The following is a 23,876-nucleotide window of genomic DNA, read 5'->3' as shown; positions in this document are numbered from 1 at the left end:
CCCGGCCGATGCCGGCCTGTCAGGCGCCGATGACCTGGAGCGACGCCCACAGCGCGGCGACCGCCGCGATCAGCGCGGCCGGCGTGGTGAGCAGTCCCAGGCAGGTGAACTCGCCCGTGCCGACCCGCTCCTCGCGCTCCTGCACCACGCGCCGCCACAGCAGCGTCGCCAGGGATCCCGCGTAGGTCAGGTTGGGGCCGATGTTCACCCCGAGCAGCACCGCGAGCACCGCCCCGGCCCCGGCCGGGGCGGCGAGCGGTACGAGCACCAGCACCGCGGGCAGGTTGTTGATCAGGTTCGCCAGGACGGCGGCCAGCGCGGCCAGGCCCAGCAGCGCGAGCAGCCCCGAGCCGCCGGGCAGGGCGTGGTGCAGCGCGCCGTCCAGCCCGTTGTCGACCACGGCCCGCACGACGATCCCGAGCGCCAGCACGAACGCCAGGAATCCCGGCGCGGCGGCCCGCACGACGGCGACCGGAGTCACCCGCCGCCGCACCAGCGCCCGCACGGCCATGACCAGCGCCCCCGCGAAGGCCGCCCAGGCCGGTTCGATCCCGACCGCCGAGGCGACCACGAACCCGGCGAGCGTGCAGGCGACGGTGACCAGCGCGAACAGGGGCAGCTCGGGTGCGGGGCCGTCGTCGGCGCCGCCGTCGACATCGGGCAGGTCGCCGGCGAAGAACCGCCGGAAGACCAGGTACTCGGCGCCGATCGCGACGACCCACGGGAGCGTCATCAGCGCGGCGAACCGGGTGAAGCTCAGTCCGCTCGCCTCGAAGGCCAGCAGGTTGGTGAGGTTGGAGACCGGAAGGAGCAACGAGGCCGTGTTCGACAGGTGCGCGCACGCGTAGACGTGCGGCCGGGAGCGGACGCCCATCCGGGCGGCGGTCGCGAACACCACCGGCGTGAGCAGCACCACGGTCGCGTCCAGGCTCAGCACGGCCGTCACCACGGAGGCCAGCGCGAACACCGAGACCAGCAGTCGCCGGGGCCGCCCTGCGGCCCTGCGGGCCATCCACGCCCCGCACGCGGTGAACAGTCCTTCGACGTCGCACAGGTGGGCCAGGACCAGCACCGCAGCGAGGAAGCCGACGACCGGCCCGAGCCGTTCGGCCTCGGCCAGCGCGTGCTGCGGGGAGACCGCCCCGAGGGCGACCGCCACGGCCGCGGCGGGGACGGCGATCAGCGCCTCGGACCGTCCCGCGGGACGCAGCACGGCCCACGCCAGGGAGGCGGCGAGCAGGCAGATCGACAGGGTTTCGGCGAGTGGGGTGTTCAGGACGGTACTCCGGAGGCGGGGACGCGGTCGGGCCCGCCCATCGAACTGGTCCGGGTGCCCGTCCATGTAAACATGCCCGGGTAAACGCTTTCTCAAGGAGTAGCGCCCGTCACACCGGCCGGGACGGAGGCGGGAAAGCGGCGGGAGGTCGGCGGTCGGAGAGCGTGGAGCGGGCGAGCGGGGGCCCGCTCAGGCCTCGTCGAGCAGGCTCAGCTCGGCCCAGATCGTCTTGCCCTCGGGGGTGTGCCGGCTGCCCCAGCGCTGGGTGAGCTGGGCGACCAGGAGCAGGCCGCGGCCGCCCTCGTCGAAGGTCCTCGCCCGGCGCAGGTGCGGGGCGGTGTGACTGTTGTCGGACACCTCGCAGATCAGCGTCGAAGCGTCGTGGATCAGCCGCAGCCGGATCGGGCGGGAACCGTACCGGATGGCGTTGGTGACCAGTTCGCTCACCACCAGTTCCGTCGTGAACGACGCCTCGCTCAGCTCCCAGCGCGCCAGTTGCGCCACCACCTGTTTGCGGACCGGCGCCACCAGCGAGGGATCGGCCGGGATGTCCCAGGTCGCGACCTGGGCGGCGGGCAGCCCGCGGGTGCGGGCGAGCAGCAGGGCCACGTCGTCGGCGGCGCCGCCCGGCGGGAGCAGGGCGTGCAGGATCCGGTCGCAGGTCTCGTCCAGGGAGTCCGCGTGCGCCGCGAGCGCCTCGCCCAGCAGCCGGTGGCCGGTCGTCGTGTCGCGCTCGCGGGACGTGGTCAGCCCGTCGGTGTAGAAGGCGAGCACACTGCCCTCGGGGACCTCCACGACGGCCGACTCGAACGGCAGGCCGCCCACGCCCAGCGGGGGACCGGCGGGCAGCTCGACCCGCCTGGACACGCCGTCCGGGCGGAGCACCACGGGCGCGGGATGCCCGGCCCGCGCGAGTGTGCAGCGCCGGGACACCGGGTCGTAGACCGCGTACAGACAGGTCGCGCCGACCTCGCCGGGACTGCCCTCGTTCCCGGCTTCCTCGGACAGGCGGACGACCAGGTCGTCGAGGTGGGTGAGCAGCTCGTCGGGGGCCAGGTCGATGTCGGCGAGGGTGCGGACCGCGGTGCGCAGCCTGCCCATGGTGGCCGAGGCCTGGATGCCGTGTCCGACGACGTCGCCGACGACCATGGCCACGCGCATCCCGGACAACGGGATCACGTCGAACCAGTCCCCGCCGACCCCGGCGCGGGCGGCCGGCAGATAGCGGGAGGCGGCCTCCACGGCGGCGGTGCGCGGCAGGGTGCGCGGGAGGAGGCTGCGCTGAAGGGCGAGGGCGGTCTCCCGCTCGCGCGAGAAGCGGCGGGCGTTGTCGATGCAGACGGCGGCGCGTGCCGTGATCTCCTCGGCGAGCAGCACGTCGTCCGGGGTGAACGGGTCGGGCCGGCGGAACCGGGTGAGGACGGCGACGCCGAGGGTCACGCCCCGCGCCCGGATCGGCACGGACATCGTCGAGTGGATGCCCAGCTCGCGTACCCGGTCCCCGCGCACCGGGTCCCAGGTCAGCCAGGCGTCCAGCTCGCCGCCGGGCACGGTGCCGACGATGGTGCGCCCGGCGACGAGCGAGTCGGCCTGCGGCGAGCCGGCCGGGTAGCCCTGCGCCTCACCGGGTTTGGCCACCGCTTCGGGGGTGCCCGCGTTGACGGAGCAGTGCGCGGTGCGGCGCAGGCTCAGCGGGGGCGTGAAGCGGGCCGGGAGGTCCCCGCCGTCCTGCGGGTCGAGCAGGTCGACGCTGACGAAGTCGGCGAGCGCGGGCACGCACACCTCGGCCAGCTCCTGTGCCGTCCGGGTGACGTCGAGGGTGGTGCCGACGCGCACGCTCGCCTCGTTGACCAGCTGGAGCCGTTCGCGGGCGAGGTAGTTGTCGGTGAAGTCGTGGGCGGCCAGACACACGCCCCGCACCCGGCCCGCCGCGTCGGTGACCGGGGCCATCCGGGCCAGCCAGGCGTGCGCCCGCTCCTCGCCGCCGGTTCGCGTGTACATCTGCACGTCCTGGGCGCGACCGCTGGTGAGGACCCGCAGCATGTGCTGCTCCAGCTCGGTGCTCTGCGGCCGGCCGCCGATCTCCGACAGCCGCAGTCCCTGGATCCGCCCCTCGGGCAGTCCGATCACCTCGCCCATCGCGTCGTTGATCCGGCGCAGCCGCAGGCGCTCGTCGTACACGGCGACGGCGCACGGGGACTGGACGAGCGCCGCCGAGGCGAGGGGGTCGTCCGCGGGGAGCGCGCCGTCGGGCCCGGCCACGGGGGCGACGACGAGCCACCGTCCCGGGCCGTCGTCCGGGCTCTCGCGGCGGTGGGCGAGCAGCCACAGCCGGACGGGCGGGCCGTCACGGTGGCGCAAAACGACTGTTCCGTCCCAGCGCGGGCCGGTGGGCGCGGGGGCCGGTCCGGCCAGAAGCTCCGCCGCGGGCCGCCCCACGACCTCGGACGTCTCCCAGCCGAGCAGGGCGCGGGCCCCGTCGTTCCATCCGACGAGCGTGCCGGCGTCGTCGACGACCGCCCGGGCCGTCGCAGCCTCGTCGAACGGATACTCCGGGCTCATCTCGCCACTCCATCGCGGACACTCACCGTGAACAGGCACGTCACTTGCGTTCCAGCCTAGTGTGTTCCGCCCGGGCGCGGACGAGAACCCCCTGGGGCCGGTCGGACGGCGGGTTCCCCACCGGGTCAAGGGTCAAAACCGGACGTTCCGCCGGGACCGGCCGCGACGGGACCCCGGGCACTCGGCGGCCGCGTCGCCCACGCGACCGGAGCATCGGGCCGGCACCTGCCCCCGAGCACGGCGGCACGACCGGCGGCACGGGCCTCTTCGCCGGGCGGCTCAGTTCGCCGGGGCCGTCCCGGCCGGCTCGAAGGTCACCTTCGCCGTGTCCACCGTGCCCGCGCTGCGGCCGGGCGCGCTCTGCCACGACCAGTACATGTTGGTGTGGGCTAGGACCTGCTCCGGAGCGGGCGCCCCGTACGCGGTCAGGTCCTCCGTGGTGTGCGCGTCGCCGACCAGCGTCACGTCGTAGCCCCGTACGAAGGCGCCGTGCAGGGTGGCGCGGATGCACGCGTCCGTCTGCGCCCCCGCGACGACGAGCCGGCCCACCCCGCGCCGCGCCAGCTCCGACTCCAGTTCCGTGTCCTCGAAGGAGTCGGAGTAGATCTTGTGGACCAGCGGTTCCGACTCCAGGCGGACCAACTCGTCGACATAGCGCCAGTCCTCGCTGCCGGACACCAGCTGGGCGTCCGAGTGCTGCACCCACACGACCGGCACGTCCTGTGCGCGGGCCGCGTCGACGAGGACGCCGATGTTGGCGATCACCTCGTCCCTGCGGGGCGCGCCCGCCACCACGCCGTTCTGGACGTCGACGACGAGCAGGGCGGTGCGGGGCCGGTCGGGCAGCGTGGTCATGATGACCTCCTGTTCGGCGGGTGCGCGCGCGCACCCGCGGGCGCGGGTCCTCGGACGACCCACCCTAGGACGCACCACTGACAACGGCCCTGCCCGAGCCCCCGGCCCCAACGCACCGCCCCACGCACCGCCCGCTCCACCGGGAATCCGGAAAGTCCGGAGAGGCGTTGCGCGGATGGGAAAGCCCGGAGGCCGATATCCCGGGAACTCCCGACAGCTCGAAAGTCTGCAATCCCGGGAACTCCCGACAGCGGGAAAGCGGGAATGCGGCAAGTGGGGCGCCGGAACCTGACGGGCGGGAATCCGCAGGCCGCCGCGGGGTCGTGCTCGCTCCGTGACCGTGCGGTCACCCTGATTTCCCGTCCGGGCCGTCCCGCTCTTCGGGGGCGAGCGAGAATTCGGCGCACCGGACGCATTCGTCGCCCCCGCCTGCCTGTCGAGGCGCTCGGCCCGCGGACCCCCTCCCGAGTTCCGTGCGCTGCGGCCCCCCCCGAGCCCTGTGTGATGCGGGCCCGCGCCCAACCCCGGCGCACGCCCGCGTCCCGGGGGCCGAGTCCCGCAGGCCCGCGCCCGGCTTCCGCACCGCACATCCGTCACAGAGCTTCGCTCCGTCAACTACCCACGGGCGCGCCGCGGTTATATCCTGCGAACTCGTTTTGGGAGCGCTCCCACGCGTTGCGTACGGATCTCGCGCGGAGTGTCCCGCCCCCCACCGAGGAGCCTGGACGTGAAACGACGCAGAACGGCCCTGCTCTCCCTCGCGGCCCTGCTGGGCGCGGCGCTCACCGCGCTGCCCGTGCAGAGCGCGGGGGCCGAAGAAGCCGAGCAGGTCAGGAACGGCGGGTTCGACGCGACCGCCGACCCCTGGTGGACCAGTAACGTCGGCGCCGCCCTCACCGAGGGCCAGTTGTGCGCGGACGTGCCCGCAGGCACGGTCAACCGGTGGGACTCCGCCATCGGCCAGAACGACATCACCCTGGTCAAGGGCACGACGTACCGCTTCTCGTTCCGTGCCTCCGGGGTGCCCGAGGGACACGCGGTGCGGGCGATCGTGGGACTCGCGGTCGCCCCGTACGACACCTGGCAGGAGGCGAGCCCGGTGCTGGACCCGGCCGGCGACACGTACTCCTACACGTTCACCGCGCCGGTGGACAGCACCCAGGCGCAGGTCGCCTTCCAGGTCGGCGGGAGCGCCGAACCGTGGCGCTTCTGCGTGGACGACGTCTCGCTGCTGGGCGGGGTGCCGCCCGAGGTGTACGAGCCCGACACCGGGCCCCGCGTGCGCGTCAACCAGGTGGCCTATCTGCCCGCCGGGCCGAAGAACGCCACCCTCGTCACCGACGCCGCCGCGAAGCTGCCCTGGCAGTTGAAGAACAGCGCGGGGGCGACGGTCGCGCACGGCTGGAGCGTGCCGCGCGGACTGGACGCCTCGTCCGGGCAGAAGGTCCACACCATCGACTTCGGCGCCTACCGCAAGCGCGGCACCGGGTTCACGCTGGTCGCCGACGGCGAGACCAGCCGGCCGTTCGACATCGGCGCGGCCGCCTACGAGCAGCTGCGCCTGGACGCGGTGAAGTACTACTACACGCAGCGCAGCGGCATCGCGATCCGCGACGACCTGCGGCCCGGCTACGGCAGGGCGGCCGGTCACGTGGGCGTCGCCCCCAACCTGGGTGACACGAGCGTCCCCTGCCGGACGGGCGAGTGCGACTACCGTCTCGACGTCTCGGGCGGCTGGTACGACGCCGGAGACCACGGCAAGTACGTCGTCAACGGCGGGATCGCCGCCTGGGAACTGCTCAGCACCTACGAACGCTCCCTCGTCGCCCGCACCGGCCGTCCGGCGAAGCTCGGCGACGCAACGCTCGCACTGCCCGAGAGCGGCAACCGTGTGCCCGACGTCCTCGACGAGGCCCGCTGGGAGCTGGACTTCCTGCTGAAGATGCAGGTGCCGGACGGGCAGCCGCTCGCCGGCATGGCCCATCACAAGATCCACGACGCGCAGTGGACCGGTCTGCCCCTGCTGCCCGCCGACGACCCGCAGCAGCGCGAGCTGCACCCGCCGACCACCGCGGCGACCCTCAACCTGGCCGCGACGGCGGCCCAGGCGGCCCGCCTGTACCGGCCCTACGACAAGGCCTTCGCCGCGAAGGCGCTGTCGGCCGCGCGCGAGGCCTGGACCGCGGCACTCGCCCACCCGGACGTGTACGCGGACGCGGCCGACGGCACCGGCGGCGGCGCCTACAACGACGACGACGTCACCGACGAGTTCTACTGGGCGGCCGCCGAGCTGTATCTGACGACCGGTGAGAAGCGGTACGCCGACCACGTGCTGAACTCGCCGCAGCACACCGCCGACGTCTTCGGCGCCAACGGGTTCGACTGGGCCCGCACGGCGGCCGCCGGGCGACTCGACCTCGCGCTCGTCCCGAGCAAGCTCCCCGGGCGCGACAAGGTCCGCCGCTCGGTGGTGCGGGGCGCCGACAAGTACCTGGCGGCCCTGGCCTCGCAGCCGTACGGCATGCCCTACGCGCCGGACGGCAACCGCTACGACTGGGGCTCCAGCCACCAGGTGCTGAACAACGCCGTGGTCCTCGCGACGGCCTACGACGTGACCGGCGCCTCGAAGTACCGTGACGCCGCCGTGCAGGGCATGGACTACATCCTCGGCCGCAACGCGCTGAACATCTCGTACGTCACCGGCTACGGAGAGGTCAACGCCCAGCACGAGCACAGCCGTTGGTACGCCCACCAGCTCGACCCGAAGCTGCCGTCGCCGCCGGCGGGGACCCTGGCCGGCGGAGCCAACTCGGACATCCAGGACCCTTACGCGCAGTCCAAGCTCCAGGGCTGCGTCGGGCAGTTCTGCTACATCGACGACATCCAGTCGTGGTCGACCAACGAGACCGCGATCAACTGGAACGCGGCCCTGGCCCGGATGGCGTCCTTCGTGGCCGACCAGGGGTAACCCCGCCCCGCCCCCGTCCGGGCCCGCCCGAAAGGCACGGGCCCGGACGGCACCGGCCCGGACGGGCCCGTACGAACCCCTTGCGGTACCGCGCGCTCACCGGCGTGACCTGGCGATATTTACGGGTAAGTACCCGCGCGGTACCGTGAAGGACATGCCAGCCCTCAATGTGGAATTCAGCGATCGCGAGCTGGAGGACCTGCGGCAGATCGCCAAGGAACGCGGCACGTCGATGAAGGCGCTCGTACGGGAGGCCGCAGCGGCCGACATAGCGCGGCACCGGGCGCTTCAGGAGGGCGCGGAGGCGTTCCGCAGGTTCTTCGCCTCCCACGCCGACGAATTCGCCGCCGCCTTCCCGGACGACGAACGTTCGGTCCGGAGCGAGGGGCGGGTCGCCTGACCGATGACGCCCGTCATCCATATCGACGTGCCCTGGCTGCTCCAGCGCCACGAAGAGGTGCTGCCCGAGCAGCCCACCGTCAACGACTTCTCCGCTCTCGTCGCCGCCGTGGCCCGGCACCGGGTCGACCCGCCACGGCTCGGCGTGGACTCCGACCCGGCCTGGCGGGCCGCCGCCCTGCTGCACACGCTCACCCTGCTGAGACCGCTGCCCTCGGCCAACGCCCGCTTCGCCTGCGCGACGGCGGTGGCGTACATGTTCACCAGCGGCGTCGGCATCGACCCGCCGTACGGCGCGCTCGTCGACCTCGCCCGTGACCTGCTCGACGGCAAGACCGACGTCTACGGAGCGGCCGACCGTCTGAGGTCCTGGCAGATATAGCGGATACAGGCGAGGGACGGCCGGGAGACGTTCGCCGCCGGAGGCGCGCGACATGCCTCTCGGGCCGCCGGCCCAGGGCGGGAGGAACAGGGCCGGCGGCCGTTTCGCGCAGGAGAGCCGCCGTCCTGCGCGGGGCCTCCGAGGAAGTGGCCGGTTCCAGCCAACTACGCGGGCCGGTACGGCGGGAGCGTGCGCGGGCCTTCGCCGGGTGCGCGTGATTCACACGGGGCGCGGGCCGGAATTCGGCAGGGCCGCACCGATACGCCCAAAGGCGCGCCGCAGGGCTCTGAGCGGGTTTTTGCTTATCGACATTCCATCAATAAGCGTGGCTTCAGTAGCCGCCTTGTTGTGCCCGACTTGGTTGTGCAAAGGTGAAGCACCCGTGCGGGGGTCATGGCCGGGCCCCCTGCGTTCGTCGGCGGAGGCGAATTCCCGCTCCCTGCCGCACCGAACAGGTACGTACCAAAGGAATTCGCTCAGTGCCCACCCCTCAGCCTCCCCTTCCGCCCTACCCCCCGCCCGGTGGGGGACCCGGAGAATCCGACGAGACTCTCGCCGCCGGGACACGCGGCGGCACGGACAGCGAGGTGGCCCAGTCCACCGCCATGCTGATCGCCCGGCACTGGCGTCCGGTGCACGACTACGCGGTCATCTGCCTCGCCTCCTCCGGGAGCGCCTCGTCCATGCTCACCACGGCCGTCTTCCACCAGGTCTTCGACCGGCTCAAGCTGGGCGAGCCGGGCACCGCACTGCGCCCCCGGCTGCTGGTGACGGTGCGGGACACGGCCCGGCTGTGGTCCGCCGACGAGGGACTGTCCGGCGTCCTGCCCGTGCTGCGCAAGCCCGCGGGCGCCCGGGGCATGCGCACCTCGCAGTCCATGACCCCGGACAACCGGGTGCTGGCTGAGCGCTCCTTCCAGGGGCTTCCCGCGGTGGCCCGCTGCGTCCTGTGGCACGTGGAGGTCGAGGCCGAGCCGGTCACGGTCGCCGCCGGGCTGCTCGGCATGGACGCCGACACCGTGGCCGCCGTCCTCGACGAGGCGCGCGACAAACTCCGCGAGGGCGTGGTGCGCGCCCACCGCGAACTCGCACCGAGCAAGGACTGCCGCTTCTACAACCGGCTCCTCGACGTCCCCATCCGCCGCGGCGGCGAACTGCTGCCGGACGTGCGGCAGCACCTGGACGAGTGCCGCTACTGCCGTTCCGCCGCCGAGCAGCTCGGCCACTTCGAGAGCGGCCTCGGCGTGCTGCTCGCCGAGGCCGTGCTCGGCTGGGGCGCACGCCGCTACCACGACACCCGCCCCGGGCGGACCGGACAGCAGACCGTCCGGCTCAAGGGCTCCGCCCGCCATCGCGGCGGCGGCACGCGCGGCCGGGGCGGCGGTCTGCTCGCCCGCATTCCCTCGCCGCGCCGCCGGGCGTCCGGAGCGGGACCCTCGCCGCGGGCGCTGTTCACCGGCGTCGGCCTGGCCTCGGCCGGACTGCTGACGACGCTGCTCGCCGCCGGCATGTGGTCGGACGACGGCGGCGCCGACCCCGCCGCCTCCACCAGCGGCAGCGCCCCCGGAACCGACTCGCAGACGGCCGGCGCCTCGCCGGGGGCCCCGGGCACCGCCCAGCTGCCGGCCCCGCCCCGGCAGACCAGGCTGCGCAACGCGGCCACCGACCTGTGCCTGGACATCCGGGGGGAGGCGCGGGCCGGGGCCGCCGTCCAGATGGCGGACTGCTCGTCCGCGCAGACGCAGGCGTGGTCGTACGGCGACGACGGGCAACTGCGCAGCGCGGCCCGTTCCGACCTGTGCGTGGACTCGCACGCGGACGCCGGGGTCGTGATCCTCGGCGCGTGCGCCGACGCCTCCGACGCCCGCGGTGAGGACGTCCGCTACGACCTCACCGTGCAGGGCGAGTTGCTGCCCCGCTGGGACGACGCGCTGGCGCTCGCCCCGGCCGGCGAGGACGCGGGCGCCGACGTCGTCGTCAAGGTCCGCGACCACTCCAGCGCCCAGCACTGGCTGACCGACGTCACCACCGCGACGCCCGGTTCGCTCGCGGTCACCGGCACGGACGCCCCGCCCTCGGCCCGCCCGATCGGCCTCCCGGACGACACGGCCTGACGGCCGGGCGGGGGCGTCGCGCCGTTGCCCTACAGCCCGGCGGCCGGGATGCGGCACGACCGCGTCCGCCCGGCGGGGCAGGGGGAGGGTGCGGGTGGGGAGACGGCGAGGGGCGTTCGCGCCGAGACGGGCACGGACGCGTCGGCGCGGCCGGTCGGCCTCCGGACGGTGCGGCCTGACCGCCGGGCGGCGGCACGACCGTGTCCGGGCGCCGGGGCGGGCGCCAAGGAGACGCCGACGCCCGGTTCGCTATCCCTGACCAGTACGACCGCGTCCGCCCGCAGGGCAGACGGGGGCGCCGGGAAGACGGCGACGGACGTTCGCGCCGTCACCGGCACGGCCTGACCGCCGGGCGGCGCGAGCGCGTCCGGTCGGCAGGGCGGGTGCCGGTGCCGGGGAGACGGTGGCGGGTGTTCGTCCGGTGTCAGGCGGGGGTTCCGGCGAGGTCTGCCGGGCCCACCGTCGTCGGGGTGGCGTGTCCGGACAGGGCGAGGGTGAGGTCGAACTCGGCGAGCAGGCAGCGGATCACGTGCTCGACGCCGGTCTGGCCGTCCAGGCCGAGCCCGTACGCGTAGGGGCGGCCCAGCAGCACCGCCCGCGCGCCGAGCGCGAGCGCCTTGAAGACGTCCGCTCCGGTGCGCACCCCGCTGTCGAACAGCACGGTCAGCCGGTCGCCGACCGCCCGCACCACCTCCGGCAGCGCGTCGGCCGCCGCGATCGAGCCGGCGACCTGGCGGCCGCCGTGGTTGGAGACGACGACGCCGTCCATCCCGGCGTCGGCGGCCAGCCGGGCGTCGTCGGGATGCAGCACGCCCTTGAGCACGATGGGGCCGTCCCAGTTCTCCCGCAGGAACGCCAGGTCCGGCCAGGTCTTTTCGGGGTCGGCGAACAACCCGACGAAGCGCAGGACGGCCGCGTCCAGGTCCTCGTGCACCGGTTTGGCCAGGCCCGCCAGGAACGCCGGGTCGGTGAAGTAGTTGGCGGTGCCCACGCCGCGCAGGAACGGCAGATACGCCTGGTCCAGGTCGCGGGGCCGCCAGGCCAGCAGCGGAGTGTCCAGGGTGACGACGAGCACGCGGAACCCGCTCGCCTTCGCCCGGGAGAGGAAACTCCGGGTCACCTCGCGGTCCTTGGACCAGTACAGCTGGAACCAGCGCTCGGCGTCCCCCATGACCTCGGCGACCTGCTCGATCGGCGTGCTGGACGCGGACGACAGGATGAAGGGCACGCCCTGCGCGGCGGCCGCCCGGGCCGCGGCGGACTCCGCCTCGGGGTGCATGATCGACAGCACGCCGACCGGTGCGAGCGCCAGCGGCGCGGGCAGCGTCCGGCCCAGCACCTCGACGGACAGGTCCCGGTCCCCGACGTCCCGCAGCATGCGCGGCACGATCCGGCGGCGCTCCAGAGCGGCGCGGTTCGCCCGTGCCGTGCTGCCGTCCCCGGCGCTGCCGGCCACGTATCCGACCGGGCCCGGTCCGAGGCGCCGCTCGGTGAGCTCCTCCAGCCGGGTCAGGTCGGTGGGCAGCCGGGGGACCGCGCCCGTCGTGCCGTTCAGATAGATCTCGTACTGGAAGTCCGCCCAGTGCCTGGCCATCCGTCCGTGCCGCCTCTCGCCGTCGCGTGGTCGCCCCGCGTCGCAGGGGCAGGGCGACCATACCGGCGGGTACGCGTGCGGCGGGGAGCGGTTGCCGCGCTCATCCGCGGTCGGTGGAGCCGTCGTCGGATTCCGCGGCCGCCGCGGATGGGCCGGGGGCCGCGTCGGGGCCCTGGGCCCGCACGCGCTGCACGTATTCGAGGGACTCGCGCAGCTCGGTGAGCCAGTCGTCGGTGTGACGCTGGACCAGCCGCACGCACCACGCGAGAGCGTCGCTGCGGCTGCGGGCCACGCTCGCGGCGATGAGGGTGTCGAGCACCTGGCGCTCGGGCTGCCGCAGCCGGGTCATCACCGGCGCCGCGACATGGGTGAACAGGGCGCGCTCCCCGTCGCACACCACGCCCCAGGACACCTTGTGCCGGAAGCGGTGCTCGGCGTCGCGGGCGACGGCCGTCCGGGTCTCGCGGGTGCGGTCGCGGAACTCCTGGATGCGGGCGTCGACGGCCGCCCTCCGCTCGGCGTCGGGGGCGTCCTCGGCCAGCCGAGGGGCGGCGATGCGTCCGACGACGGTGATCTCCTCGCGGTCGGCCGTGACCTCGGTGAGTTCTTCGAAGAGGCCGTCGGGCAGCCGGCCCGCGAACCAGCCTCTCAGCTTCGCGTTCTGCCCGCTCGTAATCATGTAATGACGATTACTCCGCTGGTCGGTGAACGCAAGGGGTCACGAAGAAGTCCGCCGAGGGCGGAACACGCAGACGCCGGGCGGACCGGGAGGCGTGGAGCGGAATGTTTCAGGCCGATTAACGAAGCTATGAAAACCGGTCATCGAGTGGACCGAAGAGATCACGAAGCGCTTGCTTGAGGCGTTGGAACGTTCGAATCCCGTGACTTCACGCCACTGATTCAATACGCAAGGTTACTGAAACCCATGGGGTCGATGTGAGATTCGGCGGCGGACTAGGCAGACTCGCGCTCGCCGCGTCCGGCACCGATCGGGCCGGGCCGGCACACCCCCGAATCGAGCGGAAGGATGCACACAATGCGGAACACCGCGCGCTGGGCAGCGACCCTCGGCCTCACGGCCGTCACCGTCTGCGGATCCCTCACCGGACCCGCCCTCGCCGCCCCGGCCGCAGCGCCCACCTCCCTCTACGCCCCCTCGGCCTTCGTGCTGACGGTGGGCCACGGAGACAGCGCCGCCACCGTCGACGTGGCCCGGGCCGTGACCCTCAACTGCGCCCCGACCCCGTCCGGCACCCACCCCGCCGCCGCCCGTGCCTGCGCCGAACTGCGCGCCGCCGGCGGCGACCTCGACCTGCTGGCGGGTCCTGGCGGCGCCATGTGTACGAAGCAGTACGACCCGGTGGTCGTCACCGTCAACGGCGTGTGGCAGGGCAAGCGCGTCGCCTTCGAGCGCGCCTTCGCCAACGAATGCGTGAAGAACGCTGCGGTGAGCAGCCTCTTCGCGTTCTGAGACCGGGATCATGCGGTCCCCGTGGACGCCGAGAGAGGCTCGTGAAGTGGGGAGTGCGAGCCCCTTACGCGAGGGACCGCCGTGATCTCGTACCCGGAGGCCGGACGGGCGGAGTGGGGCCCCCGGCCGGCCTCCGGGATCATCGCGTTGCCGCCCCGGGGCCGACTGGCCGGCCCCGGGGCGGCGCCGTGCGTGCCGGGCCGGTGGACCGGATCGGCTCCCAGGGGCGTTCCCGCGGGGCGGCCGCGCTGCCGTCCCGCGTTGCCCTGGCCGGTGAGCGGGGCGGACGGAGGCAGGCGATCAGGCGGTCAGGACGGCTTGCGCTCGCGGTCCCGGTGGCTCGTGTCGCACCAGGGGTAGCGGCGGCTGCGGCGGCAGGTGCACAGGGCGACCCGGAAGCGGTCGGAGGAGACGGTGGTGCCGTCCTCCAGCTCCACCTCGACCGGGCCCTCGACGAGCAAGGGGCCCCGGCGCTGGACGCTGATGCGGCACGGCCTGTCAGCAGGGGAGTTCGGCACGGACGACCACCACCAGTTCCTCGTTCTCGTCGGATGTCGGGCGCTCAGCGCGCATGGGCCGCTTCGGATTCCGGGCGGGTGGCGTTCCCTGTGCCCGCGGGCTCGCCCGGTGCGGGGCGCAGCGAGGACTCGCCCTCGCGCCAGGCCGCGAGCAGGCGGTCGGCGAGACGGTCCTCCAGGAACCCCGTGACGTCGAGTCCGAAGACGATGTCGGCCGCCAGATGCGGTTCGTCGGCGAGCAGCCCGCCGATCACCTCGTGCCGTACGACCTGCTCGTGCACCGCGTCGGCCTCGACGTGCTCGTCGTAGAAGTGCACCGCGGCGGGGCCGGCGTCCGTCCGGCGCATCGCCTCGGCGAGCCGTCGCGAGCCGGGCGACGAGGTGATCTCCACCGCCGCGAAATGGCCCACGAGGGCGCCCCTGAGAGACCGGTGCAGCCCGAGCAGGGACATCAGGTTGACCGTGGCCAGCGTCTCGGCGCACACCACGTCCAGATAGCGGCCGTAGGCGGTGTCCAGGCCGAGGTCCGTCATGAGGTCGGCGAACAACTGGGCGTGGACCCGGTCGGCGCGGCCGCCGCCCCACTCGTCGAACTCCACCGCCGCCATCGCCGCCTTGGCCCGGCCCGACAGCCGCGGCAGCACCCAGGCGTGCGGGTCGGCCTCCTTGAGGTGGTACAGCGAGCGCTGCACCGCGTACTCGCGCACCTGCCACCGCTCGCCCTCGCCTGCCAGGAAGTGGCTGACGCCGGCGCCGTCGACCGGCTCGACGAGCAGGTCCGCGAGCGCCTCGTCGACGCCCGCGTGCACCGGGGTGTCCTCGCGCAGGGCGGTCAGGAAGAGGTGCTCCAGCGCGGCCCGCACGCGCAGCAGCTCCGGATCCCACTCGCGGTCCGGGGCCACGCCCGCGAAACCGCGGTAGTGGAGTTCGTAGCAGAGATACAGCGCCAGCTGGAGATCGTCGCCGTAGGGGGACGCGGCGGCGACCGTCTCGGCGGCCGGGAGCGGGCCCGTGTCCGTCAGATACGCGCGGACCGCTGCGGAGACCGGGCCGCGGGCGGCCGGCAGCCGTGGTCCTTGGGGGTCGTGTGCCATGCGGGCCGGGTACCCCGCACCCGCTCGGCCACCCCTGCGACGTGCGACGCACCCGTCCCGGAGGGTGCGGCGGGCCCCGCCCGCGGCCCGCCAGCCTGCGGGGTCCGGGCTCAGTCGCCCTCGGACTCCTCCTGGGCCCGCCGGTTGGTGGTGAGGGCGTCGGCGGCCTCGCCCGAGCCGTGCCCGTGGTCCTCGCCGTCGGGCTCGTCGGGGTGGGTCTCGGCGTCCTCTATCTCACGCAGGACCTCCTCCAGCGCGGTCCTGGGACGTTCCTGGCCGTCGTCGTGCTGCTGCTGTTCGTGCTCGGTCATGGCCCGCGAGTACCCAGGCCCGGACCGCTCCACGCGGCACGTGCGCACCCGGCGCGCAGTCGCCTGCGTCACGCCCGCTTCGGATCCGCGGGCGGGTGGGGGGAGGGCCGGGACGACGCGGCGGGGCCAGCGTCCCCGGTGGACGGCGGCCCCGCTCGTGCCTGGTTCGGTCCGGTTCCCGGGACCCGTCACATGTGGACCACCGGGGCCGCGTCCGCGTCCTGCTCGGGGACACCGCGGCGGAACAGCACGAACGCGATGACCGCGCCGGCCGCGAAGAACCCGGCCGACCACCAGAAGGCCGTGGTGTAGCTCTCGATGGTGGCGTGCGCCTGGACCAGCTTGTTCGTCGGGTCCTTGCCGGCCAGGTAGTCGGTAGCGGCGCTCGCGGCGAGGGTGTTCAGCAGCGCGGTGCCGATGGAACCGCCCACCTGCTGCATGGCGTTGACGGTGGCGGAGGCCACGCCCGCGTCCTCGGCCGCCACTCCGCCGGTGGCCATCTGCATGGCGGGCGGCATGACCAGGCCGAGACCGAGGCCGGTGATGATCAGCTGCGGCAGCACCGCGCTCAGGTAGTGCGAGCCGACGTCGATCCCGGTGAGCCAGGCCATGCCGACTCCGGCGACGGCGAAGCCCAGCGGGATGACCGCCTTCGGACCCACCCGCGGCACCAGGACCGTCGTGCCGAGCTGCGCCGCCACCATCAGCGCGCCGACCATCGGCAGGAAGGCGACACCCGTCTTCGTCGGGCTGAAGCCGAGGTTGAGCTGGAGGTAGTAGGTGAGGAAGAGGAACACGCCGAACATGCCGGCGCCGGAGATGAGCACGGCGAGGAAGGAGGCGGCGCGGTTGCGGTCGAAGAGGATGCGCAGCGGCAGCAGCGGGTGCGCGGCGCGCGTCTGCCACCACGCGAAGGCCGCGAGCAGCAGCCCGCCGGCGATGAGGAAGCCCCAGGTCAGCGGCGAACCCCAGTCGTGCGTCTCGGCGTTGGAGAAGCCGTAGACCACGGCGAACAGTCCGGAGGCGACCAGGACGGTGCCGGGCACGTCGAGCTTGGAGTTGGCGGCGTCGCGGTGGTTGGAGAGCAGGACCCAGCCGCCCGCGAAGGCGACGACGGCGATCGCGACGTTCACGTAGAGCGTCCAGCGCCAGTCGAGCGCGTCGGTCAGCACACCGCCGAGCAGCAGGCCCACCGCGCCGCCGGCGCCGGCGATGGCGCCGTAGACGCTGAACGCCTTGGCCCGCTCCTTGGCGTCGGTGAACGTGGTGTTGAGCAGCGACAGGGCGGCCGGTGCGAGAAGGGCGCCGAAGGCGCCCTGGAGGGCGCGGGCGGTGACCAGCATCTCGAAGCTGGTGGCCGCGCCGCCGAGCGCGGAGACGGCGGCGAAGCCGACGACGCCGACGAGGAAGGCCGTCTTGCGGCCGAAGAGGTCGGCTATGCGGCCGCCGAGCAGCAGCAGGGAGGCGAAGGCCAGCGCGTACGCGGTGACGATCCACTGCCGGTTGCCGTCGGAGAAGCCGAGGTCGGCCTGAGCGGACGGCAGGGCGATGTTCACGATGGTGGCGTCCAGCACCACCATGAGCTGGGCGAGCGCGACGACCGCGAGGATCCACCACTTTCTGGTGGACGCCGTGGACGGCTCCTGTGCGGCGCCCGTGCGGGTGCCGTCCGTCAAGGTCTTAGAAGGCATGGGAAACCACTCCAGGAACGCGGGGCGGAGGACTTGAACGAAACTGTTTCGTACACATCGAGACTAGACCAGTTTCAGCGAAACGGCAAAGTTTCGTTAGTGGCCCCGGCCTGCGCGCGCGAAGCCGCCCCGGCCGGACGAGTCCGTGCCGGGGCGGCGGGGGAGGGCATGGCACGGCGGGCCCGCCGGACCGGCGCCGGGAACGGCGTCGACCGCGGGCCCGGCCGGGCGGGAGCGGATCAGGTCAGCTGGCGCCGGACCAGTTCGTGCAGTCGCCCGCCGGTGTCCGCGAGGAGCTGGGCGGGCGGGCCCTGCTGAGCGATCCTGCCGTTCTCCATCACGATGACGCGGTCGGCGTCCAGCACCGTCGACAGGCGGTGCGCGATGACCATCCTCGTGGCGTTCAGCTTGCGGGTGCTCTCGATGACCGTGCGCTGCGTCTCGTTGTCCAGGGCGCTGGTCGCCTCGTCGAAGAACAGGATCCGCGGCCGGCGGATCAGCGCCTGGGCGATCATCAGACGCTGGCGCTGGCCGCCCGAGACCGAGCCGCCGCCCGAGACGATCGTGTGCAGCCCCATCGGCATGCGCGCGATGTCCTCAGCGAGACCCGCCATCTCGGCCGCCGCCATCGCCTCCTCGGGCGTGTAGGCCTCCGTGCCGCAGATGACGTCCAGCAGGGAGCCGGTGAACGGCTGGGCGTGCTGGAGCACCACCCCGCACTGGCGGCGCACCGCCGACTGGTCGAGCGCGGCCAGGTCCTGGCCGTCGTACAGCACACTGCCCGAGACCGGCCGGTCGAAGCCGATGAGCAGCCGCAGCAGCGTCGACTTGCCGCAGCCGCTCGGGCCGACGATCGCCACGAACTCGCCCGGCCGCACCTCGAAGGAGACGTCGTCGAGGACCAGGGGACCGTCGTCGGAGTAGCGGAACGACAGGCGGCGGGCCTCGAGCGCGCCCGTCAGCCGGCCCGGCCGGGTGCTCGCCGTGCGGACCTCGGGGGTCGCCTCCAGCACCGGCCGGATCTCCTCGAACAGCGGCAGCGCCGCCACCGCCGACACGAACGCGCCGGTCAGCGACGTCACCGAGGTGAGCAGCATCGTCATCGACGTGTTGAAGGTGAGGAAGTCCGCCGCGGACAGCGCGCCGCGGGCCGGGCCGGCCAGCAGCATGAACATCAGCAGCGAGCACAACGGCAGGTACACCGCGCCCAGCACCGTGCTGAGGTTCTTGATCCGGCCGAGCCGCTGCTGAAGCTCACGGCTGCGCGCGAACTGCGCCGCCCAGGCCGCGTACGCGTAGTTCTCGGCCGCCGCCACCCGCAGCTTGGGCAGCCCGCGCAGCGTCTGGAACGCCTGGTCGTTGAGCTTGTTGGAGAGCACCACGAGCCGCCGCTGCCAGCGCACCTGCCACAGCCCGAGGCCCAGGAACACCGCGGCCACCACGGTCAGCATCCCGATCGCCGCCAGCGCCATCGGCACGCTGTACCAGAGCAGCAGCCCCAGGTTCATGGCGCCCACGGTGACCGACTGCGCCACCGACGGACCGAGTCCCGCCAGCAGCCGGCGGATCGCGCTGACACCCATGGCGGCGCTCGCCAGCTCGCCCGTGGAACGCTCGGCGAAGAACTTCGTCGGCAGCCTCAGCAGCCGGTCCCACACCGCGGGCTGGAGCGTCGCCTCGATCCGGCCCTCCATGCGCAGCATGGTCAGGTTCTGGAGCAGCATGAACGCAGCCGCCACCACGGCGCTGACCATCACGGCCAGACACACCTGCACGATCGGCTCCCGCTGGGCCCTCGGCACGTACTCGCCGAGCACCTTGCCCGTGGCGATCGGCACCAGCGCCCCGATCGCCACCGTCACCAACCCGCTGATCAGCAGGTTGGTCAGGTCCGAGCCCGTACCGCGCATGCTGAACCGCAGCAGACCGAGCGGGCCGGGGCTCCGCTCGGGCAGCGGCCGGTAGAACATCACGGCCCGCGGCTCGAACTCCGCCGCGTTGGCCTTCTCGACCGGCGTCTCCCGCCCGGTCGCCGGATGGACGGCGACATAGCCGCCGCGCCGCCACAGCAGTGCGACCGGCGCCCCGGACAGCGCCCGGCGCCCGACCAGCGGACCCAGGTCGTCCCGCCACCAACGGCCGTCGAGGCGGACGGCGCGGGCACGCACCCGGGACGCCAGGGCGACCCGCTCGACCGGATCGAGCCGGTCACCGTCGGCGCCCGTCGGGGACGGCTCGGTCAGGGTGATCCCGGCGGCCCGGGCCACCAGCCGGCAGGCCGCGAAGGTGGCGTCGGCGTCGGCCGACGTCGTGCGCCGGTCCGCCTTCCCGCCGATCGACGCGAGCAGCGTCCGGTCGGCCTGGGCACGGACCGTCTCACCCGCCTTGATCCCGGCGGCCGTACGCGTCTCGTGGCTGCGCTCCAGTTGTTCGATCCAGCGGTCCAGCGCGGTCAGCAGCCGGTACTGCTGGTCGACCACCGACTGCCACACGCCGGGGTCCATCAGCAGGTCGGCGGCCGCCTCCGCGCCGTACAGCGAGCCGTACTGCACGCTGCCCGGCGGCACCTGCATCCAGAACACCTCGTCGTCGTCCCCCGTGCCGCCGGGCGCCCGCCCCGGCGCGCCCCCGCCCTCGGCGGCCCGCTCGGCGGCCATCGGCGCCTGGAAGAGCACCGACAGGCCGCGGCCCACGCCGAGGGCGAGCGCGTACTCCAGAGGGCTCGAAGCGGGCGGCACGTACCGCGGGTTGCCGTACTCGTCGTAGGACCAGGTCTGCGTGCCCGCCGGCTCGTACAGCTCGCGCAGCCCGACGCGGTGCACCGCGCAGTCGCGCGACGGACGGGCGACGAGCGTGTGCCGGGGGCCGGTCACCGGGCCCAGCAGCAGGGAGCCCGCCTCCAGACGGCCCAGGTGATGCCAGTGGCCCTGCTGCTCCGCGTCCACCGCGAACAGGTCGAGCGCGCCCGCCGCGACCAGCCACAGCACCTGCGGGCCCTCCAGGTCCAGGCGGCCGAGACCGGCGCAGTCGATCCGCGCCCCCAGCTGTCCCAGCGCGCCGACGACGACGTCGTCCACGGATCCGGCCGTCATCTCACCGCTCCCTGACCAGGGCCGCGTACGCACCGCCGCGCGCCACCAGTTCCTCGTGCCGGCCGCGCTCCACGACCGTGCCGTGCTGGAGCACGACGATCTCGTCGCTGTCGCGCACCGTGCTGAGCCGGTGGGCGATCACCACGCAGGCGCAGCCGCGCCGCCGCAGGTTGTCCATCACCGTCTGCTCCGTCTCCGCGTCCAGCGCGCTGGTCACCTCGTCCAGGACCAGGACGCTGGGCCCGCGCACCAGTGCCCGCGCGATCTCCAGCCGCTGGCGCTGCCCGCCGGAGAAGTTGCGCCCGTCCTGCTCCACCCTGCTGTGGATTCCGCCGGGCCGGCGCTGGACGACGTCCCAGACGGCCGCGTCCCGGAGCGCCTCGACGACGGCCTCGTCCGGGATCGACGGGTCCCACAGCGCCACGTTGTCGCGGACCGTGCCCTCGAACAGGAACACCTCCTGGTCGACGAAGGAGACCGAGGAGGCCAGCGCCCCACGCGAAATGTCCTCCAGACGCTGCCCGTCGATGCGGATCACGCCCTCCCACGGCGTGTAGAGCCCCGAGATCAGCCGGGACACCGTCGACTTGCCGCTGCCGGAGCCGCCCACCAGCGCCACCTGCCGCCCCGGCCCCACCGTCAGGTCGAAGCCGGTCAGCAGGGGCTTGTCCAGCGGGCTGTAGCCGAAGGCGATGTTCTCCAGCTCGACGTGACCGCGCAGCCGCCGGGTGGAGTCGGAGCCCGCGCGGCGGTTGTAGAGCGGGTCGGAGCGGAAGTTCTCCACGTCCTTCAGCCGGGCCACGTCCGCCGCGAAGTCCTGGATCCGCCCCGCGACGCCGTTCAGCCGGGTCAGCGGCGCGGTGAACCGGGTGACCAGCGCCTGGAAGGCGACCAGCAGACCCACCGAGATGTGGCCCTCGATCGCCCGCATGCCGCCGATCCACAGGATCAGCGCGCTGTTGAGCGTGGCCAGCGTCGGCGCGACCACGCCCAGCCACGCGCTCGGCACCCCGAGGCGCTGCTGCTCCTCCAGCGTCGTGGCGTGCTGCCCGGCCCACTTGCGGAAGTACCCGTCCTCGCCGCCGGTCGCCTTCATCGTCTCGATCAACTGAAGCCCGGTGTAAGCCGTGTTGGTCAGCCGCGCGTTGTCCGCGCGCAGCTTCGCCGTCCGCGTCGCCCGCATCCGCACGACGATCCGCATGGCGACGACGTTGAGCAGCGCCACGCCGACGCCGACGTACGTCAGCTGCGGGTCGTAGGTGTAGAGGAGGAACGCGTACAGGACGACGACCACCGCGTCCACGCCCGCCGAGGCGAGGTCACGGGCCAGCGTCTCGGCGACGGCGTCGTTGGACTGGAGGCGCTGGACGAGGTCCGCCGGACTGCGCTGCGAGAAGAAGGTCACCGGCAGCCGCAGCAGATGGCGCAGGAATCGGGCGCTGGACAGCGTCGAGGAGATGATCCGGCCGTGGTGCAGATTGGCCTGCTGGAGCCAGGTGAGGGCGACGGTGAGCGCCACACAGGCGCCCATCGACGTGAACAGCACCGTCAGCAGGGAGGTCTGGCCGCCGATCAGGAACATGTCGATGTAGGTCCGGCTGAGCGCCGGCACCGCGGCGCCCACCAGCACCAGCAGCAGGCTCGCCAGCACGGCCGCCGGCATCGTGCCCGCCGTCCCGCGCAGCCGGGCCGGCATCGCGCCCAGCACGCCCGGCCTGCGTCCGCCCCGCTCGAAGCCCTCGCCCGGCTCCAGGACCAGCACGACGCCGGTGAAGCTGCCGTCGAAGTGCTCCATCGGCACGAACCGCCGCCCCTTGCCGGGGTCGTTGACGTACACGCCGCGGCGGCCGAAGCGCCGGCCGAGACCCTCGTAGACGACGTAGTGGTTGAACTCCCAGAACAGGATGGCCGGGGCCGTCACCTGGGCGAGGGCCGCCAGGTCCATCTGCATGCCCTTGGCCGTCAGTCCGTAACCCCGGGCCGCCTTGAGCAGGTTGCTCGCGCGCGAGCCGTCGCGCGAGACGCCGCACGCGATGCGCAGCTCCTCCAGCGGGACGTGCCGGCCGTAGTGGCCGAGGACCATCGCGAGCGAGGCCGCCCCGCACTCCACGGCCTCCATCTGGAGCACGGTGGGCGTGCGGACCTTCCTCGCCGAGGACTTGGGGACCGTGCGCCGGGGCGGCGCGGCCCGGCGGCGGCCGCGGGTGCGCTCGTCGGTGCTCATGGCAGCAGCCAGTCGACGGGACGCTGGTCGGCCAGCCGGATCGAACCCGTGGCCATGGTCATGGAGGCGAGGGCGTAGGGCGGGCCCTGCGCCGACGACCACCGGTAGCCGCTCTTCGTCGACGCGGACCGGTCCAGACGCACCAGCACGGCCACCGGACGGCCGTCCTCGGTGAACTGCTCGCCGAGCTGGCTGTCGCCGAGGAAGGCGGAGATCTGCCGCGCCGACTGGGCCGCGCGGTCCACGGACTTCACATGGCCGCGCAGCACGCCGAACTCCTGGGAGGGAACGGTCTGCACGGTGAGGTCGACGGGCGCGCCGACCGGGACGGAGGCCGCCTCCGGCGCGGGGACGTACACCGTCGCGTACAGCGGGTCGTCGGCGTCGGCGACCTTCTCCACGGCGGCGACGTTCGCGCCGGTGGAGACGATCTGCCCGATCGTGGCGGCGAGGGCGGTGACCCGGCCGGCGGCGACCGTGCGCACCACGGTGTCGCCGTCCGCCGTGCGCACCTTCAGCACGGGGGCGCCGGCCGGCAGCCGGCGGCCCTCCGTCGCGAGCACGGCCGTGACCTGGCCGGCCACCGGGCTCTGGAGGATGTAACTGCCCTCCCCGTGGGTGAGGACGGCGGGCGCGCTCACCGTGGAGGCGACCGAACCGGTCACCGCCCACACGGACGCGGCCGCGACGCCGACCACGGTCACGGCCAGCACCAGCCAGCCCTGAGGGCGCGCGAAACGCACCGGCAGGTCGAGTTCCTCCGGTGACTGGAGCTTGGCGAGGGCCTGTTGGCGGAACTGCACGGACTTCCCCCGGGAGTGTCAGGACGCCGACGAGTCCCGGAGCCGGGTGAGGGCTCCGGGACTCGCGGGGGTCACACAGGGCGCGATCAGAGACCGGCGACCAGGTTGGTGACCGGGGCCGTGTTCAGGCCGGTGACACCCTCGACCGTGCCGACGACCGTGTTGACCAGGCCGGAGACCGGGGCAACGCCGTCCACCAGGCCGGTGACGGTGCCGACGGCGTTCAGGGACAGACCGCCGGAGACGTTGTCCAGCTCGGCGTCGGAGATCTCGACGGTCTCAACCTGGGGGGTGGAGTTCATGGGGGAACTTCCCTTCACATGGATATCTCATAAGGGGGAGCGGCCCCCTCTGGGGACAGACGACGGCCGCGACCGCGGGGCCCGGGCCTCCTGTCTCCGGGAGACCGCTGCGGCCCTGCGATGCGATGGATCAAAGCAGGTCCACGGCCGGCGCTTCCAATCAAACCCACCTCTCACCTGGGCACTTGCGTCACAGGAGCGAGAAACGGTGCAGGCGCGC

18 protein-coding genes are annotated in these 23,876 nt (G+C 73.5%); 5 read left to right on the top strand and 13 right to left on the bottom strand.

Features of this window, described 5'->3' with window-relative positions:
- Positions 1-19: 19 nt before the first annotated feature.
- The 3 genes from ACGFSH_RS28500 to ACGFSH_RS28490 form a co-directional block, all read right to left on the bottom strand.
- The gene (locus ACGFSH_RS28500; RefSeq protein ID WP_393353497.1) at positions 20-1,342 is read right to left on the bottom strand and encodes an SLC13 family permease; all 1,323 of its coding nucleotides are present in this window, start codon (positions 1,340-1,342) and stop codon (positions 20-22) included.
- Between the two features lie 123 nt (positions 1,343-1,465).
- On the bottom strand, positions 1,466-3,838 hold the full coding sequence (locus ACGFSH_RS28495; RefSeq protein WP_393353496.1) for a SpoIIE family protein phosphatase: 2,373 nt from the start codon (positions 3,836-3,838) through the stop codon (positions 1,466-1,468).
- 279 nt (positions 3,839-4,117) lie between these two features.
- Entirely contained in the window at positions 4,118-4,693 is a 576-nt protein-coding gene (locus ACGFSH_RS28490; protein ID WP_393353494.1) for an isochorismatase family protein, read from the bottom strand.
- 727 nt (positions 4,694-5,420) lie between these two features.
- Between ACGFSH_RS28490 and ACGFSH_RS28485 the strand changes: the two genes are divergently transcribed.
- The 4 genes from ACGFSH_RS28485 to ACGFSH_RS28470 all read left to right on the top strand — a co-directional run bounded on the left by ACGFSH_RS28485 (position 5,421) and on the right by ACGFSH_RS28470 (position 10,556).
- The gene (locus tag ACGFSH_RS28485; RefSeq protein WP_393353492.1) at positions 5,421-7,661 is read left to right on the top strand and encodes a glycoside hydrolase family 9 protein; all 2,241 of its coding nucleotides are present in this window, start codon (positions 5,421-5,423) and stop codon (positions 7,659-7,661) included.
- A 154-nt stretch (positions 7,662-7,815) separates the two neighbouring features.
- Positions 7,816-8,061 (top strand): hypothetical protein, encoded by a 246-nt coding sequence (locus tag ACGFSH_RS28480; RefSeq protein ID WP_329415966.1) that lies wholly within the window; start codon positions 7,816-7,818, stop codon positions 8,059-8,061.
- A gap of 3 nt (positions 8,062-8,064) precedes the next feature.
- Complete coding sequence (locus ACGFSH_RS28475) at positions 8,065-8,442, top strand: toxin Doc (protein ID WP_256914368.1); 378 nt, start codon at positions 8,065-8,067, stop codon at positions 8,440-8,442.
- A gap of 479 nt (positions 8,443-8,921) precedes the next feature.
- On the top strand, positions 8,922-10,556 hold the full coding sequence (locus ACGFSH_RS28470) for an RICIN domain-containing protein (protein ID WP_393353491.1): 1,635 nt from the start codon (positions 8,922-8,924) through the stop codon (positions 10,554-10,556).
- 424 nt (positions 10,557-10,980) lie between these two features.
- On the opposite strand, the gene ACGFSH_RS28465 is transcribed toward ACGFSH_RS28470, so the two are convergent.
- Positions 10,981-12,150: a lactate 2-monooxygenase gene (locus ACGFSH_RS28465; RefSeq protein ID WP_393353489.1), complete on the bottom strand. Its 1,170-nt coding sequence runs from the start codon at positions 12,148-12,150 to the stop codon at positions 10,981-10,983.
- Between the two features lie 100 nt (positions 12,151-12,250).
- Positions 12,251-12,829: a hypothetical protein gene (locus ACGFSH_RS28460; RefSeq protein ID WP_393353488.1), complete on the bottom strand. Its 579-nt coding sequence runs from the start codon at positions 12,827-12,829 to the stop codon at positions 12,251-12,253.
- 357 nt (positions 12,830-13,186) lie between these two features.
- On the opposite strand from ACGFSH_RS28460, the gene ACGFSH_RS28455 reads away from it, so the two are divergent.
- On the top strand, positions 13,187-13,621 hold the full coding sequence (locus ACGFSH_RS28455) for a subtilase-type protease inhibitor (RefSeq protein ID WP_393353487.1): 435 nt from the start codon (positions 13,187-13,189) through the stop codon (positions 13,619-13,621).
- 308 nt (positions 13,622-13,929) lie between these two features.
- Here ACGFSH_RS28455 and ACGFSH_RS28450 read toward each other — a convergent pair whose 3' ends face one another.
- The 8 genes from ACGFSH_RS28450 to ACGFSH_RS28415 all read right to left on the bottom strand — a co-directional run bounded on the left by ACGFSH_RS28450 (position 13,930) and on the right by ACGFSH_RS28415 (position 23,656).
- Positions 13,930-14,139 carry a CDGSH iron-sulfur domain-containing protein gene (locus ACGFSH_RS28450; RefSeq protein ID WP_329415975.1) on the bottom strand — a complete coding sequence of 70 codons (210 nt, stop codon included), beginning with the start codon at positions 14,137-14,139 and terminating at the stop codon, positions 13,930-13,932.
- 44 nt (positions 14,140-14,183) lie between these two features.
- Entirely contained in the window at positions 14,184-15,233 is a 1,050-nt protein-coding gene (locus ACGFSH_RS28445) for an iron-containing redox enzyme family protein (RefSeq protein ID WP_393353486.1), read from the bottom strand.
- Between the two features lie 110 nt (positions 15,234-15,343).
- Complete coding sequence (locus ACGFSH_RS28440) at positions 15,344-15,544, bottom strand: hypothetical protein (protein WP_393353485.1); 201 nt, start codon at positions 15,542-15,544, stop codon at positions 15,344-15,346.
- A gap of 188 nt (positions 15,545-15,732) precedes the next feature.
- Positions 15,733-17,235: an MFS transporter gene (locus ACGFSH_RS28435; protein WP_393353483.1), complete on the bottom strand. Its 1,503-nt coding sequence runs from the start codon at positions 17,233-17,235 to the stop codon at positions 15,733-15,735.
- Positions 17,236-17,474: 239 nt separating this feature from the next.
- Entirely contained in the window at positions 17,475-20,327 is a 2,853-nt protein-coding gene (locus tag ACGFSH_RS28430) for an NHLP bacteriocin export ABC transporter permease/ATPase subunit (RefSeq protein WP_393353481.1), read from the bottom strand.
- A 1-nt stretch (position 20,328) separates the two neighbouring features.
- The gene (locus tag ACGFSH_RS28425) at positions 20,329-22,551 is read right to left on the bottom strand and encodes an NHLP family bacteriocin export ABC transporter peptidase/permease/ATPase subunit (RefSeq protein WP_393353479.1); all 2,223 of its coding nucleotides are present in this window, start codon (positions 22,549-22,551) and stop codon (positions 20,329-20,331) included.
- Entirely contained in the window at positions 22,548-23,354 is an 807-nt protein-coding gene (locus tag ACGFSH_RS28420; RefSeq protein WP_393353478.1) for an HlyD family efflux transporter periplasmic adaptor subunit, read from the bottom strand. The genes ACGFSH_RS28425 and ACGFSH_RS28420 overlap by 4 nt, the downstream gene beginning before the upstream one ends.
- Positions 23,355-23,440: 86 nt before the next feature.
- The gene (locus ACGFSH_RS28415; protein ID WP_062643340.1) at positions 23,441-23,656 is read right to left on the bottom strand and encodes a hypothetical protein; all 216 of its coding nucleotides are present in this window, start codon (positions 23,654-23,656) and stop codon (positions 23,441-23,443) included.
- Positions 23,657-23,876 lie beyond the last annotated feature (220 nt).

The organism is Streptomyces sp. NPDC048481 (assembly GCF_043200075.1).
GTDB lineage: Bacteria > Actinomycetota > Actinomycetes > Streptomycetales > Streptomycetaceae > Streptomyces.
The sequence above is the reverse complement of the archived record's forward strand: the minus strand, read 5'-3'. Positions and strand labels throughout refer to the sequence as shown.